This window comes from Candidatus Moraniibacteriota bacterium (assembly GCA_016699795.1).
In the GTDB taxonomy this organism is placed as follows: Bacteria; Patescibacteriota; Minisyncoccia; order Moranbacterales.
Genome location: CP065011.1, coordinates 466,285 through 479,553 on the forward strand (window position 1 = coordinate 466,285; position 13,269 = coordinate 479,553).

Here is a 13,269-nt window from a genome sequence, read left to right on the forward strand (position 1 = left end):
TATTTCGTATTTGAAAAAAATATTAAAATCCAAAATTTTAAACTATAAACAATATATTGTCGGAAAACTTTTTTACATTTTTCTTCACTCTTTCTTCTTTTTACTCACAAAGGATATCTCAAAACAAGCATCCTAACCTTTATTGGAGAATAAAATATTTAAAATAGACTCTTTATTTTTCTAATCTTCTACAATATAGACAAAAAAAAATTTTACAATTATAGTAAAAGATAACCTAGCGGGCTGTAGTATACCGGTAGTACGCACCCTTCGGGTGGGTGTAGACTGGGTTCAATTCCCGGCAGCCCGACAATAATGAATGGGCTGAAGTACACAAACTGCTTTGCGTGCGTCGGAAATTGAAGGGATGGGCGATGCGTTTCGCCGACTATCCCTGGCCCGAAGGGAATTTCTAGCAGCCTGACGTGAATTAATTTATAAAAAGTATCATTTATATGGAAACATTTCTTTTGTATTTATTCTTTATAGGAATTGGGGTTATTCTTATTTCTATAAAACAAATCAATCAATACGAGCGTGGAGTAAAATTTACTTTTGGAAAATTTACCTCCATTATAGAACCTGGCTGGAGACTTATTTTTCCTATAATACAAGGATATCAAAAAGTAGACATGCGAACCCGAGCTGTAGACGTTCCTGATCAAGAAGCTATTACCAAGGATAATATTTCTGTTCGAGTTAATGCTGTTATTTATTATCGAGTAAATGACGCTCAAAAAGCAATATTGGAAGTAGAAAATTTTTATTTTGCTGTATCTCAACTTGCCCAAACTACAATGAGAAATATCGTAGGAGAGGTAGATCTCGATGAACTTCTTTCAAATAGAAACGCCATAGCAGAAAAAATACGTCTTATCATTGATAAATCATCTGATTCTTGGGGAGTTCAAGTAGAATCTGTTGAACTTAAAGATGCTATTCTTCCTGAGGATATGAAAAGGACTATCGCCAAACAAGCTGAAGCTGAAAGAGAAAAACGAGCTGTCATTATCAAAGCTGAAGGAGAACTTATCTCAGCTGAAAATATGGCTAAAGCTGCCTCTATTCTCTCGGGAAGTAATGGCGCTCTCCATTTACGAACACTTCAAACACTCAATGATATTAGTAGCGATGAATCTAATACTATGATCTTTGTGACTCCTATAGAGCTTATACAAGCTATTGAAGGTTTTTCAAAGAAGATTTCTCGCTAAAAATTACTGAAAATACAAATTTTTTGTATTAGTGTATGCAAATATATGTAAAAGATTTTAATGGAACCGCCGTTTCTCTTATGCGAAAAATCGGTTATGTTTTCCAAAAACAAGAAAATTCCCATGAATTAGCTTTTGTTCGAACACTAGCACAATCAGGTTTTCCTCGATTTCACATCTATGTAAAAAAGAAGGATAAAGAACTTCTTCTTACGATTCATCTTGACCAACACAAAGAAACCTATGGACAAGAAACCCTCCATCATGGAGAATATGCTTGTGATGGTGCCCTTGGAGAAGAAATGAAAAGAATTCAACATATTCTCCAAAAATAAAAGCCGAGGTGGCGAAATGGTAGACGCATCAGCCTTAGGAGCTGACGGAATAATATCCATGGAGGTTCGAGTCCTCTCCTCGGCACTACATCTACTCTTGATTTTTTTCTCAAAATAAACTATTACATACCCACAGCCCTTCAAAAATCCTTCGTACAAGAGAGTTTTTCTGTGCAAGTTTTTTTAAGGATTGATCCTTCAGTTTGTAACGAGGCAAAGAAGAAAATGCATTTTGTCATTAAAGGTCTTTCCATAAATGAAAGAGAAGGTTTTATATATGGAGAAAAAGCCTTCGATCCCTCTACTCAAACAACGAGTATTAAGACTCAGTTCTTTGAAGGTATTTTTTCGGGTTTTTATCCCCTAGAACAGAGAGAATCCTCTATTCCCATTCAGTATGATAAAATTTTTACCTCTCTCTTGGTGATAAATATCACTCAGAAAGATTGGGAGAAAAAACTCTCAGAATATCTTCAAATAATCCTTAACTAAGGATTATTAAAAAAGCATCTGCCAAACAAGGTATGATGCTTTTTTCTTAAATTCCACCTTTTTTAGAAATCCCAACTTCCCTTAAGCGAACTTGACTGAGTGTAATTTACAACCGTTGTTTCAAAAAAATTTCCTTTGTCCCCATTAGTATCTTGTAAACGATCAAGATGTTTATAGGGGTTTGCTATAGCATCAGGATATAAAGGATTAATACTAAGTGTTGCTAGGCGTTTATTGGCAAGCCATCGAGTATATTCTCTTGTTGTTACCGCATTTATTCCAGGAATTTTATTTCCTAAAATATGCGTCCCCCATTCTATTTCTTGATCAACAGCTGACTTCATCATTTCAACAATAAGTTTTTCGTTATAAATAGAGGGAAATTCTTTTCGTATTTCACGAATAATATTCGCAAATATCGAGACATGAGTAAGTTCATCCCTTCGAATATAAGCAATCATCCTTCCTGTCGCTTGCATTTTCCCACGATCTGTTAAGGTATCAAAGAAAGCAAATCCATTATAGAAATACAGTGACTCCAAAAGGAAATTAGCTACAATTCCACGGAAGAAGTTTTCATCGCTTGGGGTATCTATAAAATCTTGGTACATTTGACCTATATACGTATTTCTTTTGAGAAGAATTTTATTTTTTCTCCAAAAATAATAAATCTCAGTACGCTCATCACTATCCACGACAGATTCAAGGATAGTTGCATATGACTGTGAATGAATTGCCTCTTGATATGCCTGAATAGACAAGATGAGATTTACTTCTGGACTCGTAATATACTCAGAAAAATTCGGCAAATTAACCGTCTGTATAGAATCCAAAAAAATAAGAAAAGAAAGTATACCCTTATAGGCTCGCTGTTCTTCCGCACTCATTTCTGAATGAAACATGCGAGCATCATCTTTAAGTCCCATTACCTTTTCAGGAACCCAAAAATTACCAATCATAACTTGATACAAAGATTTTGCCCAAGAATATTTTGTAGCATTTAAATTGAATAATCCTGTTGTATTTCCCTTTATAATAGCCCTATCTGAAACGTCATCGTTCCCTAAAGGATTAAATATGGGATTTTTTTGCATTTTTTTCACCATAGAAGTTACGTTTAAATAATTTATCCGCTACACGAAACACAATCGTCTTTTATTTCACCTGATAAGCTTCGTACATAATATACCGTTTTAATACCATCTTCCCACGCTTTCATATAATAACCAAAGAGTTGTGCAGGACTTGTCCGCGCAGGATCAATCATCCACTCAAAACTTATTGATTGGTCAATCCATTTATACACAATCGCTATCATATCAATGACATCTGCCATATCCATAGTAATATATTCCCTATAATACCAAAAATTTTCTTTATTAAGTTTTGGAGCTACTCTTATTGTGGAAGAGCTGAGATTTGTTTCAATAAAATATTTTTTATATATAGGAAGAAGTGCTGCTGTTGTACCAACCACACCCGCTGTGGATGTATTTGGGGCTGGAGCTGTATGATAACCAAATCGTACTCCATATTCTTTCATATCTAAGAAGATGCGTTTCCATTGTTCTGCATATTTAGTATTTTCTTCAAACCATGAACTTTTATGTCCAAGAAGTATTCCTTTACTATATTCACTTCCTTTATATAATTCATATGAGCCTCGCTCTTTCGCTAAATTTATCGATGAGCGATATGTATAATACGCATATCGTTCAAAAAGTTGATCAACTTGTACTCTTGCTTCCAAACTTTCATATGCCAACTTTCTCGTTGCTAAATATTCTGCCAAACCTAAATATCCTATTCCTATACTGCGATATCTAAGGGCTGTTCTCTCAGCTTCTTTGATAGGATAATAATTAAGTGTTATCACATTATCCAAGACACGTAGAAGAATGGGAAATGTTTTTTTCATCACTGATTCCGTATAGACTTTAGCAACATTTACAGAAGCAAGATTACAAACAACAAGATCTCCAGGTTGATAGCGAATAATAATTTCTCCACTTTCTTCCAAAACTTCTTTTTTAAATACTGTAGGTGATGTATTTTGACAAATTTCTGTACAAAGCTGAGTAGAATAAATATTTCCAGCGTGTTTATTTGGATTTAATCTATTTACAGTATCCCTATAAAACACATAGGGCATACCTGTTTCAACTGTTGCTTTGAGAAATTTTTTAAATAAATCCTTTGCAAGAACTGTTTTCTTTAATTTCAAACGATTATCAGCTTCAAGTTCTTTATAAAATTTTTCAAATTCTTTTCCAAAATGATCTTCTAATTTTTTCCCCCAAACACTACCCACTTCATGGGGATCAAAAAGTGTCCATTCCCCCTCATCCTTCAATCTTTTCATAAAAATATCAGGAATAGAAACGGCTGGAAATATATCAAATGCTTTAGAACGAATATCTCCTGTTTCTGTTTGAAGATCAAGGAAATCATAAATATCTGCATGCCAAATATCAAGCGTAACAGAAATTGCTCCAGCACGAGCCCCGAGCTGATTAACTGCATTAGCCGTATCATTTATAACTTTTATCCAAGGATTAACTCCGCCAGAGGTACCCTCTACTTTACGAATCATCGCCCCTCGTGAGCGAATATGACCGAGATACACACCAATACCCCCTCCAAATTTAGAAATCTGCGCCATATTCTCAATACCATGATAAATGGCTCTTAAATCATCATCTATATTTATTTTAAAACAGCTAGAAAGTTGATGGTAATTCGTTCTTGCATTAAGGAGTGTCGGAGTTGGTAATGATATTCTTTGCTCAGAACATTCTTCGTAAAGACGTAAAGCAAATTTAAGACGGTTCTCTTTTTTCTCAGGAATAGCCAAAAATAAAGCAACTGACATATACATCTCCTGAGGAAGTTCCTTAACAATCTTATTAGGATTTAAAAGATATCTATTTGCAAGAGATAATATAGTTGTATATTCATAATTTTCATCCGTATTTTTATTTAAATAACGGCCTGCTTCCAGAATATCTTCTTTAGAATAATATTGATAAAAATCCTTATAATAGAGACCCTGTTGAATATAATCATCAAATAAAGATTTGTAAGACTGTGCTGAATATAATTTCTCCATTGAAAGTTTTCGGTTAGAAAGTGCCTGTTTGTACAAATTCCCCAAAAAAATTCTTGCTCCTACATATTGCCAAGCAATATTTTCCACACTCACCAAATCAATACAAGTCTTTACTAAAAGTTTATTTATATCAGATGTTTTAATATCCTCTACAATGTTATTTTTAAAAGCCTCAACTAATTCTTTAAAAAGACATTGTTTTTCATAGCCCTTTGAAGCCCTATCAAAGACTTTTTTTATCTTTTTTATATCAAAAAGTTCTTTAGATTTATTATTTTTTATCACTTTAAGTGATTTTTTCTCAAACTGTGAAATGAGATATTCTTTTCGCTCTTCGCGTTCTCGTCGATGTTCCTCACGATAAAGAATATATGCCTTTGCTACCTCAAAATATTCAACTCGCATCAAAGCTCGCTCAACAGCATCTTGTATCTTTTCAACAACAGGGATTGATGAATGAATTTCATTTTCACAATGACGTTCCAATTCTTCAACAATCTCATCAACAAGAAATGGAATAAACTCCTGATCTTTTTCTCCTATAGCATCACATGCTTTTTGGATAGCTTCTTCGATTCTTGCTCGATCAAAGTCCTCTATTTCACCGTCACGTTTTTGAATATGTGTGATAGTCATATATTTTCATTATATTTTTTATTTCGATTCATTTTTAACTAAAAACTGGAGAATTTCTTTTATATGCAATTTTTATTCAAAAACTTACATTTTAGAGAAGGAAAAGGAGTGGCAAAAAACCACCCCCTCATTCTTTCTACAAAGAAAAATGAACTATTTTACAAACCGAGATTCAACAACACGCCAATCAATAGCTTTCATAAAAATTTCAATATAATCCACTCGCTTCAAACCATAGTCAATCATATATGCGTGTTCGAATACATCCATCACAAGAAGTGGGATCGAGCCAGAAAGATGTCCTCCGTCATGCTCATTAATCCATACATTAAAAAATTGATCTTCTTGGGGATCATAGTAGAGCACAATCCAACCAATTCCTCTCATTACAGCCATAGATCGAAAATCTTTTTCCCACACCTCCAAACTTCCCCATTCTTTCTTGAAAGCCTCTTTCAATTTTCCTTCCAAAAGAAAAGATTTTTCTTTTGTAAGATTTCCAAAATACAATTCATGAAGTCGCATACCATTCCATTCCCATCCAAATCGTCGATTCATTTCCGCATATTCTGGCACGATAAACTTCTCATTTCTCCTTAATTCTATCAAAGAATCTTGTAATTTATTAACATTGGCAACATATCCTTCATAAAGGGTAAAATGATTCCTTAATAAATCTTCACTCATTCCTGAGATTCCCAAAAGATGTTCAAATTTCTTCGGATGATACATAAATAATACTTTATTTTATATTTTATCGCTATTGAAAAATATTTTTAAATCTTTCCTACCAAGTCTACTCCTGGCTTTAATGTTTTCTTCCCTGGAGTCCATCGAGCAGGACAAACCTCTCCCTTATGCTTTGATACATAAATAGACGCTCTCAATTTTCGAAGTAATTCTTCAGCATTTCGTCCAATAGAATTATCATTCACTTCGTAGGCCTTAAGCACTCCCTTTGGATCGATAATGAATGTTCCTCGAAGAGCAAGTCCTTCCTCTGGAATATAAATTCCGAAATACTTTGCTATTTGTGCAGTAGGGTCAGCTCCCATTGGATAAGTAATCTTTTTTATAGAAGGTGAATTATCATGCCAAGCCTTATGAACAAATGCCGTATCTGTACTAAAACTAACAATTTCAGCACCTTCTTTAACAAAATCTTTATAATTCTCTGCGAGATCTTCAAGCTCCGTAGGGCAAATAAAAGTAAAATCTGCTGGATAAAAAAAGATAATTAACCACTTATCTTTAAAATCAGATATTTTTTTCTTCGAAATTCTATTATTTTGAAATACTTCAAACGAAAGATCTTCGATTTTTTCCCCTATTACAGGATGTCGATTATTATTTATTTGTTCCATACTTTTATAAGAATTGATATATTATTTTTACATTTTATACAAAAACTTCTCTTTAGCTTGAAATTATATAAAACTACTCCTTAGTGTATTCCAACAAAAATATCTTGTCAAACCAAAAGAAACCAATTATACAAAAAAACACAACATATTGTGCTTTTTCAATAAAAAAAACACAATCAATGTATTTCATACAATAAAAATACTCTCCAAAAAACCTTCGAATTTTTCTTATTATAAAGATTAGGAAGGCTTCTTCACTAAAAATTTTAGAAAAAATACAATTAAGATACATACATTATTGAATTTCATAAATTTCATATTCCTCCCCATATGATTTTATAAAGACAATATCCTGATTTTCTTCCAAAAAAGATTTAAAATTTTTAGATGCAATACATATTTTATTCTCTTCCATATTCTCTTTATGTAAACATGTATTAGCTCGGAAACGATAAAAAAGGATATATTTAACATTAAATTTCTTTAAAACCTCTTTAGGATTTTCTTCTTTTGAAAAACACAAGAATAACTCACCAAAAAAATCAGGAATAAAATTTTTATATGAATCTTGAAGAAAATATCCTTGAGGCTCAAAAAGGCCATAAATTTTTACATCTTCTTTTAAAAGCCTTATGCGATTATTAAGAAATTGTGATGCCTGAAAAAGGAAATAATTACCAGAATCACATCTTTTATCAACTTTATCACAAGATATCTGTTCAAAACCCTCACTCAAATCAATTTCATTTCGAAAGTATTCAAGCTTTGTTGGTATATTTGAAATAAGGGAAAAAATAAAAATTAAGAAAGTAGAAATAAAGAAAATAGATATTTTAACAGCATTTTGTATTACGATTGTTTTCCTTGAAATTTGAATAAAAGCTATGTATAACCATAAAAAAAACGATGGCCCTAAATACCAGATTTGTCCACTTAAGAAAAATGCCCAAAAAAAGAAATACATCCAGGAAAAAATAAAAATAATTCCATCAAATAAAGAAAATTTTCTCCATTGAAAAAATAATATTACTGGCAAAAAAAGGAAAAAATAAATTCCTGGGTTATTCAACAAAAAACTATTATTTCCCAATAAAAAATGGGAAATAAAAAATATTTTTACATTATTAATAAAACTCACAGCCTCTCTTTTTATATCAAATTTCCAACTATAAATGAAAATAACATCTTCTCGAATCTGCTGAGTAAATTCTTTATGACAAGAATCTCCATTCTGAGAGGAATAAATGTTTTTTCCATCCATTAAGGGATAAAAGGGTGAGCTGTAAAAAGAAAGATCTTTTACCATCCATGGAAACATAGCTATAAACATAAACAATGTAACAATAAGAATATGTTGAATTCGAATCTTTTTTAAAATCCAGAAAACAAAAAAGATACTTAAGAAAAAGATAATAAAGAAGACTGCTGTATATTTTATGGACATAAGGAATCCCAATAAAATACCAAAAATTGAGTATGTACCAAGAGATTTTTTTAAGGAAATTTTTTCAATAATATCCCTAAAAACAAGAAGTGTGACAAGAAAGAAGAAATAAAGAAAAAGATCTATTTTTAAATGAAAAAAACTCATGTTAAGCAAAAAAGGAAACGTCGAAAAAACAAGAACAAACCATATCTTCAATGACCCTTTTCCCCCCTTCACAGATAATAAGTCAAAAAAAGCAAGCGCGGAAAATACATATAATAACCAGTGCAAAACAAAAGGACCCAGTAATCCTAAAGAAAAATAACCAGCCATAAACAAAATTTCTCCCAGTTGAGGAAATCCCCAATGAGGATGAAATGCAAAAGGAATAATATGTCCTAAACGAGCATATGTTTCAGGAAAAGTAAGATACTGATGAAAAGTATCCCATCCCCCACTTAGTAATGAACCTAGAGAAGAAAGAAAACTTGAAAGAAAAATAAGAATTAAAATAATCCAAGGAATAACTTCTATTCCGAAATGAGATGCTATTCGAAAAGAAAACGCCACAGAAAAAAAATCACGCAAAAAATGAAATATTTTTTTATAAAAAATAAAGCTTAAAAACAAAACAATCCCTAAAAAAGAAAAATTATTTATTCCAAAAAATAGCGTGAAAAGATATAAGCTATATCCAAAACATCCCATTCCCATAGCAAATGAGACGAGAAAATAGCTCATTTTTCTTTTTGTGTAATATCCAAAAAATTTCAAAATGCTCTCTCCTATACTTATTGAAAGAAGCACAAGCATTCCTAAAAAAAAGAAAATAAAAAAAATATCTAAAAAACCAAAAAATAATTTGCCCCACAGTTCCATTTTTAAAGCATATTCCTGAAAAACTAAAGAAAATATAAGGATGAAAATGAAAAAAATTAAAATCCAAACAGGTATTTTAGACTCCAAAATAAACTCTTTTAAGATTTTTCTCAAAAAGAACAAACTAAAGAAAAGAAAAGAAAAGAAAACAATCAGGAGAAGTCCAAAAAGAAGAAGAAAATCTCTCACAGTATCCAAAGGAAGTAATGTTGCAACATAGGGAATACTTGACATTCCAATAAGCCAAAAAATATATAAAATCTCTTTTTTAATCATAAAAACTTTATAGCATACTTTTCATTTTCTTGACTCGATAAAGAATACTAGAGTATACGTTAAACTATAAAGAAAGCCCCGATATAAGAATGTCTATGATAGAGCTTAAATTAAACTAAAATGAAAAAAAGTCAAAAAACAGCCCTCATTATAGGTGCTGGTCCTGCAGGTCTTACAGCAGCGCTTGAAATACTGAGAAAAAGTAATCTCCAAGTTATTATTATAGAAAAAGACTCTGTTGTTGGAGGAATTTCTAAAACAATTCCCTTTAAAGGAAATCGTATTGACATAGGAGGTCATCGTTTTTTTTCAAAATCAGATGAGGTAATGCTTTGGTGGAATGAAATACTTCCCATACTCGACAAAAACAATGATCATTTCTTACCCAAAGAGAGTTTTCACTTTATTTCTCAAAAAGAGTATAAAAAGAATCTCCCTAAAAATATAATGTTTATTCGAAAAAGAATCTCAAGAATATTCTATGCCAATACATTCTTTACGTATCCCATAACATTTACTTTAGAGACCCTTAAGAATCTCGGTTTTTTTTCTTCCCTTACTATAGCCTTTTCCTATATTTTTCATAAACTCTTTCCAAGGAAACCAGAAAACACTTTAGAAGATTTTTTTATCAACAAATTTGGAAAAAAACTTTATTCTTTATTCTTTAAAGAATATACCGAAAAGGTATGGGGGACTTCCTGTAAAAACATACAAGCTACGTGGGGAGCACAAAGAATAAAAGGACTTTCTTTGAGAAAGGTTATTTCTCATTCATTACATACCTGTTTTTCAAAAAAAACTCTGTCTTCCAAAAAAATTGAAACCAGTCTTATTGAAAGATTTCTTTATCCAAAATATGGACCAGGACAAATGTGGGAACTCGTAGCAAAACACATACTAAAAAGAAAAGGAAAGATTCTTTTTCATCATGAGATAGAAAATATATATATTTCAAAAAATACAGTTACTTCTCTAGAAATAAAAAACAAAGAAACTCAAGAAAAATTCACCATAAACACCGACTTTGTTTTTTCAAGTATGCCCATTTCTGAGCTCATTCACACCATGAAAGATCAGCCACCTCAAGAAGTTCAAGCTATTTCTAAAGAACTTACCTACCGTGATTTCATAACAGTCGGAATACTTTGTTCTTCTTTTTTACCCTCAACAAAAATCAAAGATAATTGGATATACATACAAGAACCAGGATTACAAGTAGGAAGAATTCAGATATATAACAACTGGAGTCCTTTTATGGTGAAAAATCCAAAAGAAACAATATGGATTGGATTGGAATATTTTACGAATAAACATGATGCTTTTTGGAGTATGAACGATGAAGAAATTCTTTCTTTAGCAAAAAAAGAATTAGTTCAAATGAAAATGACTTCATTAGAAAATATTCTGGATGGTATTGTTATTAGAGTTGAAAAAGCCTATCCTTCTTACATAGGAAGTGGCTATAAACAATTCTCTATAATAAAGGAATATCTTCTTTCTTTAGAGAATCTTTATCCTATAGGAAGAAATGGAACACATACCTACAACAATCAAGATCATTCCATGCTTTCAGCGATTCGATCTGTTGAGCATATGCTTACGAATTCTCCAAGTAAAGAATCTCTATGGCGGATTAATTCTGAAAAAGAATATCATGAGAAAAGGTGAGGTATGCCCTTTCGCAAAACGCTTGACGTTTCTCTTATTCTCCCTTATTATAGGGAAGTTAAAAAAATAACTGCTCGATATTTTCGTATCGTCTTATCTCAAATATATGCACTCTGACGTTATTGCCTTTAATCTTGCTCAAAGAACTCATGTTGTTCCAGATCTTAAAACTGGTGATATTGTTCGTGTTTATAGGAAAATTAAAGAAGGCGATAAAGAGCGTATTCAAATCTTTGAAGGTCTTATTATACGTATTCAGGCCAAACAAAGCTCCTCTCCTATTATAACCGTTCGAAAAACCTCTTTCGGAATCGGTGTTGAAATCATGTTCCCTATTCATTCTCCTTCAGTAGATAAAATTGAAATAGTCAAAAAAGCGAAGATTCGTCGCGCAAGACTTTACTTCGTTCGAGAGAAAACAGACAGAGAATTAAGAAAGAAACTTCGAGCAGTTACTGTGGCAACAAAAAAAGTATCTCCTAAAAAAGATGATAAAGTTTCAAAAGTTCCTTCTCAAGAAGTAAAGGCTAAAAAGGAAACGGTTATTTCAGAAGCTCAGGAAAAATAAAACATCATGCCCAGGTGGCGGAACCCGGTATACGCGCTAGCTTGAGGTGCTAGTTCTCGCAAGGGATTGGAGGTTCAAATCCTCTCCTGGGCACACCAAGGAAGTACGTCAACTACTTGACGTATGTGAGGATTTGAAAGCCGGAGCGATGTGCGAAGCACCGCGAGGCGGGGTCGAAAGATTTTCTTTGAAAAAAGAAAATACTTGTGACCAAATCCTCTCCTGGGCACACCAAGGAAGTATGTAAGGAGAGATTGAAAGTCAAAGCGTTGTGTGCAAAAGATATAAAGGTTGATCCGGAAGAGAAAAGGAGTATACTATAAAATATATATGCGTGCTTAGCTCAGTTGGCTAGAGCATCTCGTTTACACCGAGAGGGTCAGGGGTTCGAGTCCCTTAGCACGCACAACAAACATCGTGAGTTTTGTGTGTTATGTACGCCAACTGCTTGGCGTACATAGGGACGAGAAAGCCGGAGTAAAGTGTGAGTTTTCCCTGAATCTTCGAAGGGAAAGGCAAACACCACGAGGCGGGGTCGAAAGATTTTTCCGTCAGGAAAAATACTTGTGACCGAGTCTCTCGATAAGTACACAATTTTTATCAATCATAAAAAATCGCCTTAAAGCGGTTTTTATTTTTGACCATTAAAAAATAAACAGGAGATTCTCCCCTTCTATCGCTTCGCACGTGCCTTTGACACAGACTACGCATCTCCTCCAGAGCCGGGGTTTTCAAAACGTGAAGCAGTTCACGTTTTGAAATACCCTTCGATTCCCCTCGTTTTTACACCTACCTAAATACAAAAGACCCCATATGGGGTCTTTTGTATTTAGGTGAGCGAGAGACGGGAATCGAACCCGCGACCTATTCCTTGGCAAGGAATCGTTCTACCATTGAACCACTCTCGCATCTTTATTTATTTTTTGAAAAATACCCTCAGACAGCATATCCCGAAAATTTCCTCTTCAGTGGGACCAGCTGGAATCGAACCAGCGACCAAGAGATTATGAGTCCCCTGCTCTAACCGCTGAGCTACGGTCCCTTCTTTTTTATTATTTTCGCTCTAACGTGCCTGGGGTGAGAATCGGACTCACGACACAAGGATTTTCAGTCCTTTGCTCTACCACTGAGCTACCCAGGCATAACACAACATTCTCCTCTTCCAGTATAAGAAAAAAAAAGAAAAAAGCAAGCTCTCTTTTTAGAGAAAAAGTATACATCTCTATAAAGATATTTTTATTTGACATAATTAAGCTTTTTCATTATTATTTATTTTTAAGATTTCGCTAAAAATACCTT

10 protein-coding genes and 7 tRNA genes are annotated in these 13,269 nt (G+C 32.9%); 9 read left to right on the forward strand and 8 right to left on the reverse strand.

Going from position 1 to position 13,269, the window contains the following annotated elements; translation table 11 throughout:
* Positions 1 to 239: 239 nt before the first annotated feature.
* From IPN70_02295 to IPN70_02315, 5 genes are all read left to right on the forward strand, one after another.
* Positions 240 to 310, forward strand: a tRNA-Pro gene (locus tag IPN70_02295).
* A gap of 145 nt (positions 311 to 455) precedes the next feature.
* Entirely contained in the window at positions 456 to 1,214 is a 759-nt protein-coding gene (locus IPN70_02300; protein QQS61736.1) for a slipin family protein, read from the forward strand.
* A 35-nt stretch (positions 1,215 to 1,249) separates the two neighbouring features.
* A complete protein-coding gene (locus IPN70_02305; protein ID QQS61737.1) occupies positions 1,250 to 1,549 on the forward strand; it encodes a hypothetical protein in 300 nt (99 codons plus the stop codon).
* Between the two features lie 2 nt (positions 1,550 to 1,551).
* Positions 1,552 to 1,634: transfer RNA gene (locus IPN70_02310), tRNA-Leu, on the forward strand.
* Positions 1,635 to 1,720: 86 nt separating this feature from the next.
* On the forward strand, positions 1,721 to 2,041 hold the full coding sequence (locus IPN70_02315) for a hypothetical protein (protein QQS61738.1): 321 nt from the start codon (positions 1,721 to 1,723) through the stop codon (positions 2,039 to 2,041).
* A gap of 62 nt (positions 2,042 to 2,103) precedes the next feature.
* Here IPN70_02315 and IPN70_02320 read toward each other — a convergent pair whose 3' ends face one another.
* From IPN70_02320 to IPN70_02340, 5 genes are all read right to left on the reverse strand, one after another.
* Positions 2,104 to 3,135: a ribonucleotide-diphosphate reductase subunit beta gene (locus IPN70_02320; protein ID QQS61844.1), complete on the reverse strand. Its 1,032-nt coding sequence runs from the start codon at positions 3,133 to 3,135 to the stop codon at positions 2,104 to 2,106.
* A 32-nt stretch (positions 3,136 to 3,167) separates the two neighbouring features.
* A complete protein-coding gene (locus tag IPN70_02325; GenBank protein ID QQS61739.1) occupies positions 3,168 to 5,786 on the reverse strand; it encodes a ribonucleoside-diphosphate reductase subunit alpha in 2,619 nt (872 codons plus the stop codon).
* A 153-nt stretch (positions 5,787 to 5,939) separates the two neighbouring features.
* Positions 5,940 to 6,518, reverse strand: a complete 579-nt coding sequence (locus tag IPN70_02330) for a superoxide dismutase (protein ID QQS61740.1) — start codon at positions 6,516 to 6,518, stop codon at positions 5,940 to 5,942.
* Positions 6,519 to 6,562: 44 nt separating this feature from the next.
* Positions 6,563 to 7,150 carry a redoxin domain-containing protein gene (locus IPN70_02335; GenBank protein ID QQS61741.1) on the reverse strand — a complete coding sequence of 196 codons (588 nt, stop codon included), beginning with the start codon at positions 7,148 to 7,150 and terminating at the stop codon, positions 6,563 to 6,565.
* Between the two features lie 295 nt (positions 7,151 to 7,445).
* Positions 7,446 to 9,731 carry a hypothetical protein gene (locus IPN70_02340; protein ID QQS61742.1) on the reverse strand — a complete coding sequence of 762 codons (2,286 nt, stop codon included), beginning with the start codon at positions 9,729 to 9,731 and terminating at the stop codon, positions 7,446 to 7,448.
* A 120-nt stretch (positions 9,732 to 9,851) separates the two neighbouring features.
* On the opposite strand from IPN70_02340, the gene IPN70_02345 reads away from it, so the two are divergent.
* From IPN70_02345 to IPN70_02360, 4 genes are all read left to right on the forward strand, one after another.
* Positions 9,852 to 11,402, forward strand: coding sequence for an NAD(P)/FAD-dependent oxidoreductase (locus IPN70_02345; protein ID QQS61743.1), 1,551 nt, complete (start codon positions 9,852 to 9,854; stop codon positions 11,400 to 11,402).
* Between the two features lie 106 nt (positions 11,403 to 11,508).
* Positions 11,509 to 11,970: a 50S ribosomal protein L19 gene (gene rplS / locus IPN70_02350; GenBank protein QQS61744.1), complete on the forward strand. Its 462-nt coding sequence runs from the start codon at positions 11,509 to 11,511 to the stop codon at positions 11,968 to 11,970.
* Positions 11,971 to 11,978: 8 nt separating this feature from the next.
* A tRNA-Leu gene (locus IPN70_02355) sits at positions 11,979 to 12,063 on the forward strand.
* Between the two features lie 239 nt (positions 12,064 to 12,302).
* Positions 12,303 to 12,376 (forward strand) — tRNA-Val (locus tag IPN70_02360).
* 430 nt (positions 12,377 to 12,806) lie between these two features.
* On the opposite strand, the gene IPN70_02365 is transcribed toward IPN70_02360, so the two are convergent.
* The 3 genes from IPN70_02365 to IPN70_02375 all read right to left on the reverse strand — a co-directional run bounded on the left by IPN70_02365 (position 12,807) and on the right by IPN70_02375 (position 13,111).
* A tRNA-Gly gene (locus IPN70_02365) sits at positions 12,807 to 12,878 on the reverse strand.
* 61 nt (positions 12,879 to 12,939) lie between these two features.
* Positions 12,940 to 13,012 (reverse strand) — tRNA-Ile (locus tag IPN70_02370).
* Between the two features lie 27 nt (positions 13,013 to 13,039).
* Positions 13,040 to 13,111, reverse strand: a tRNA-Phe gene (locus IPN70_02375).
* Positions 13,112 to 13,269 lie beyond the last annotated feature (158 nt).

Bases quoted from the DNA above. Each gene is read 5' to 3' on its own strand.
- IPN70_02300 (QQS61736.1), top strand. From the start codon at position 456: ATGGAAACATTTCTTTTGTATTTATTCTTTATAGGAATTGGGGTTATT.
- IPN70_02305 (QQS61737.1), top strand. From the start codon at position 1,250: ATGCAAATATATGTAAAAGATTTTAATGGAACCGCCGTTTCTCTTATG.
- IPN70_02320 (QQS61844.1), bottom strand. From the start codon at position 3,135: ATGCAAAAAAATCCCATATTTAATCCTTTAGGGAACGATGACGTTTCA.
- IPN70_02325 (QQS61739.1), bottom strand. From the start codon at position 5,786: ATGACTATCACACATATTCAAAAACGTGACGGTGAAATAGAGGACTTT.
- IPN70_02330 (QQS61740.1), bottom strand. From the start codon at position 6,518: ATGTATCATCCGAAGAAATTTGAACATCTTTTGGGAATCTCAGGAATG.
- IPN70_02335 (QQS61741.1), bottom strand. From the start codon at position 7,150: ATGGAACAAATAAATAATAATCGACATCCTGTAATAGGGGAAAAAATC.
- IPN70_02340 (QQS61742.1), bottom strand. From the start codon at position 9,731: ATGATTAAAAAAGAGATTTTATATATTTTTTGGCTTATTGGAATGTCA.
- IPN70_02345 (QQS61743.1), top strand. From the start codon at position 9,852: ATGAAAAAAAGTCAAAAAACAGCCCTCATTATAGGTGCTGGTCCTGCA.
- rplS (QQS61744.1), top strand. From the start codon at position 11,509: ATGCACTCTGACGTTATTGCCTTTAATCTTGCTCAAAGAACTCATGTT.